Annotated in this window: 3 protein-coding genes; all 3 read left to right on the top strand. The window is 63.8% G+C overall.

Annotated elements, in window-relative coordinates; translation table 11 throughout:
• Positions 1–331 precede the first annotated feature (331 nt).
• Positions 332–1315, top strand: a complete 984-nt coding sequence (locus DBR22_RS07515) for an ABC transporter permease (protein ID WP_108598492.1) — start codon at positions 332–334, stop codon at positions 1313–1315.
• A gap of 2 nt (positions 1316–1317) precedes the next feature.
• Complete coding sequence (locus DBR22_RS07510) at positions 1318–2292, top strand: ABC transporter permease (protein ID WP_108598491.1); 975 nt, start codon at positions 1318–1320, stop codon at positions 2290–2292.
• A partial coding sequence (locus DBR22_RS07505) for an ABC transporter ATP-binding protein (RefSeq protein WP_146187424.1) occupies positions 2289–3382 on the top strand: 1094 nt, incomplete at its 3' end. The genes DBR22_RS07510 and DBR22_RS07505, both read left to right, overlap by 4 nt.

The raw sequence follows: 3382 nt of genomic DNA, 5'->3' as shown, positions 1-3382 counted from the left end.
GTCAAATCGATTCCACTGAATAATTCATAACGATCTGATACGGTCCCGCCATTCTCCGGCAGATGCTCACATGCCGGACTCATCCATGTGATAGTTTCCTCTGGAATGTGACCCGCAACATAGTTCTTACGGACTTGTGAGTGTCGGTCGCGAAGGCCGGCGAATGCGCCGGCGGAGACCTGGGGGCGGCGCGATCCGTGGCTGGCTGGGGAAATCGGAAGGATCTGAAACGTGGATGCAGTCGAGGTAAACAGGCCGGTACCGGCACAGGGCGATCCCCTGGTGTGTACGTCAAGCGTCCCGGCGGCAACGATCCAGAAGTAGCTGCCGCATGCTCAGGTACCTTGCCAAGCGCGGCATCACGTACGTCTTCATGATCTTCCTGACCACCTCGGCCGGGTACTTCCTGGCGGTCAGTTCGCTCAAGCCGGCACTGCTCGAGCAGGAACGGATTCCCCGCCCCACCCCGGAACAGGTAGCCAACTCCATGCGCCTGAAGGGGCTGGACCCGGACCTTAGCCCGTGGGAACGCTACGTCGAGTGGCTCACGGCGATCGTGACCCGCTGGGACTGGGGACGCAGCCCCAACGGCGCCTTCATCAACGCCGAATTCGGTGACCGGGTATGGATCTCAACCCGGTTGTTCCTCGCCTCGATCGTCCTGACCCTTGTCATCGGCGTCGCCCTCGGAGTGTACTCGGCGGCCCGCCAGTACAAGTTCCAGGACCGTGTCATCACCTCGTACAGCTACCTGGCGTACATCGTGCCGGCCCCTATCGCTTACTTCCTGGTGCAGCTCGGTGCCATCAACATCAACGAGACGGTCGGGGAGCGCATCTTCTTCGTCACCGGCATCTCCACCCCGGGCATGGCACCGGGATGGGCCCAGTTCGTGGACATGCTGGCACACTACGCAGTGCCCACGGCAGCCATCACGCTGGTGGGCTGGGGCTCGTACCAGATCGCCCAGCGGCAGTACCTGCTGGACAACGTCAATGCCGACTTTGTCCGAACGGCACGCGCCAAGGGGCTGACCCGCAACCAGGCCATTTCCAGGCATGCCCTCCGGGTGTCCTTCATTCCCGTAGCCCAGAGCATCGCCTTCACCATTCCCGCTATCTTCGCGGGCGGCTTCTTCGCCGAGAAGATCTTCGCCTGGCCCGGAGTGGGTTCGTGGAGCATTGACGCCATCTCCCTGCAGGACGTGAATGCCGCAACCGCCACCCTCGCCTACGGCTCAGTGATCTTTGCCCTCGGCGCCATCCTGGCTGACTTTGCCACCACGCTGGTAGACCCGAGAGTGAGGGTGCAGTAGCCATGACCAACCTCAACGCCATCGACCCGGCGGCAGTGGCCCAGGACGCCCACCTGGACAGCGCAGATGTCATCATCGGCAAATCCACCATCATTTTCCGGCGCTTCATGCGGAACCGGACCGCCGTGGCGGGCCTGGCCATCTTCCTCGGTCTGACTGTCTTCTCCTTTGTCGGCGGATATTTCACCCCGTGGGACAAAGAAACCATCGACCCCTTCAACATCGGCATGCCACCGTCGGCCGAGCACTTCCTGGGCACATCCCAGGCCGGCATCGACCTCTACGCGATGACCGTCGAAGGCACCCGCATCTCCATTCTCATCGGCCTCATTGTGGGCCTGGTGTCCGTCCTGATTGCCGCGGTCTACGGCTGCACCATGGCCTATTTCGGCGGCAAAGTGGACAAGGTGATGCTCTTTTTCCTCGAGGCGCTCATCATGATGCCCGCCCTGCTGGTGGTGGCCGTCGCCACCAGCGGCGGAGGCGATGGCTTGAAGAAGAACCTCCCCAGCTGGCTCCTGCTGATCATCGTCCTGCTCGTATTCAGCTGGATGGGCACCGCCAGGCTGATCCGCTCGCTGTCCATGTCGCTGATGCAGCGTGACTTCGTCAAGGCAGCGCAGTACATGGGTGTCCCGCCGCGGCGTATTGTGTGGCGGCACCTGGTCCCGAATATCGGTTCGCTCCTGGTCCTGGACATCACCCGCGGAGTCACCGGCGCCATCCTGGCGGAAGTTGCCTTCTCGTTCATCGGCATCGGCATCAAGGTTCCGGACGTGAGCCTGGGCGTGCTGATCGGCGGGGCCACCTCCCAGGTGCAGACCTTCCCGTGGATGTTCTGGGTCCCGTTGACCGTGATGTTCCTGCTCACAGGGTCCCTGGCCATGATGAATGACGGCCTGCGTGACGCGTTTGATCCGAGCTCCAGTTCGGTTGGCCGGGCAAAGAAGAACAGCGCACAGAAGAGGGCCACATGAGCAGCGGAACGTACCTCGAACCGGCTGACCCGGCCCCCACGCCGGCAGAACGCCTCCACATCGCAGGCCTCCACACGCCGTCGGACGCGGTCCTGTCGGTCCGGGACCTGAACGTCCGGTTCAGCTCAGAGAACGGTGTGGTGCACGCCGTCCGCGGTGTTGACTTCGACCTTATGCCGGGCCGGACCCTGGGCATTGTGGGCGAGTCCGGCTCGGGAAAGTCCGTCACCTCGCTCGCCATCATGGGGCTCCTGCCGCCTACCGCGGAGATTTCCGGATCAGTGCGGCTCAAGGGCAAGGAGCTGCTCGGCCTCAGCGACAAAGCCATGTGCGCCTTCCGCGGCAACGACATCGCCATGGTGTTCCAGGACCCGCTGTCCTCCCTCACCCCGGTGTACACCGTCGGCGCCCAGATCATCGAGGCGCTCACCATCCACAATCCCGGCATGAGCAACCCGGCGAAGGAAGCCCGCGCCGTCGAACTTCTGGCGATGGTGGGGATCCCCAGTCCCAAGGACAGGCTCCGGGCGTTCCCGCACGAGTTTTCCGGCGGCATGCGCCAGCGCGTGATGATCGCGATCGCCATCGCCAACAACCCGCGGGTGCTGATCGCGGATGAGCCGACGACGGCGCTGGACGTCACCATCCAGGCCCAGGTGCTTGAGGTGCTTCATAAGGCGCAGGAAGAGACAGGCGCCGCCGTCGTGATGATCACCCACGACCTCGGTGTGGTGGCAGGCATCGCGGACGACATCATGGTCATGTACGCGGGCAAGCCCGTGGAAACCGGCCGGGTGGATGACATTTACTACAACCCCCGCATGCCCTACACCATGGGTTTGCTGGGCGCGGTCCCCCGGGTGGACGTTGCCGAGAAGACCTCACTGGTCCCCATCGAGGGCATCCCGCCCAACCTGATCTACACGCCCACCGGCTGCTCCTTCGCGCCGCGTTGTCCCCTGGTGGCGGACGCCTGCCTGACCGGCGAGCCGCCGCTGCTGCCGGCCGGCGGCCACCCGGGACACAACGCTGCCTGCATCAAGTCCGGCTCACTGGGCGGCGACGTCGATGTCCTGGAAATCTTCTCGGC

This window comes from Arthrobacter sp. HMWF013 (assembly GCF_003061105.1).
Classification (GTDB): Bacteria; Actinomycetota; Actinomycetes; order Actinomycetales; family Micrococcaceae; genus Arthrobacter.
This window is presented reverse-complemented; position numbering and strand designations above follow the sequence as displayed.

What these genes read in the sequence shown, in the direction of transcription:
- DBR22_RS07515 (WP_108598492.1), top strand. Translation starts at nt 332, where the DNA reads ATGCTCAGGTACCTTGCCAAGCGCGGCATCACGTACGTCTTCATGATC.
- DBR22_RS07510 (WP_108598491.1), top strand. Translation starts at nt 1,318, where the DNA reads ATGACCAACCTCAACGCCATCGACCCGGCGGCAGTGGCCCAGGACGCC.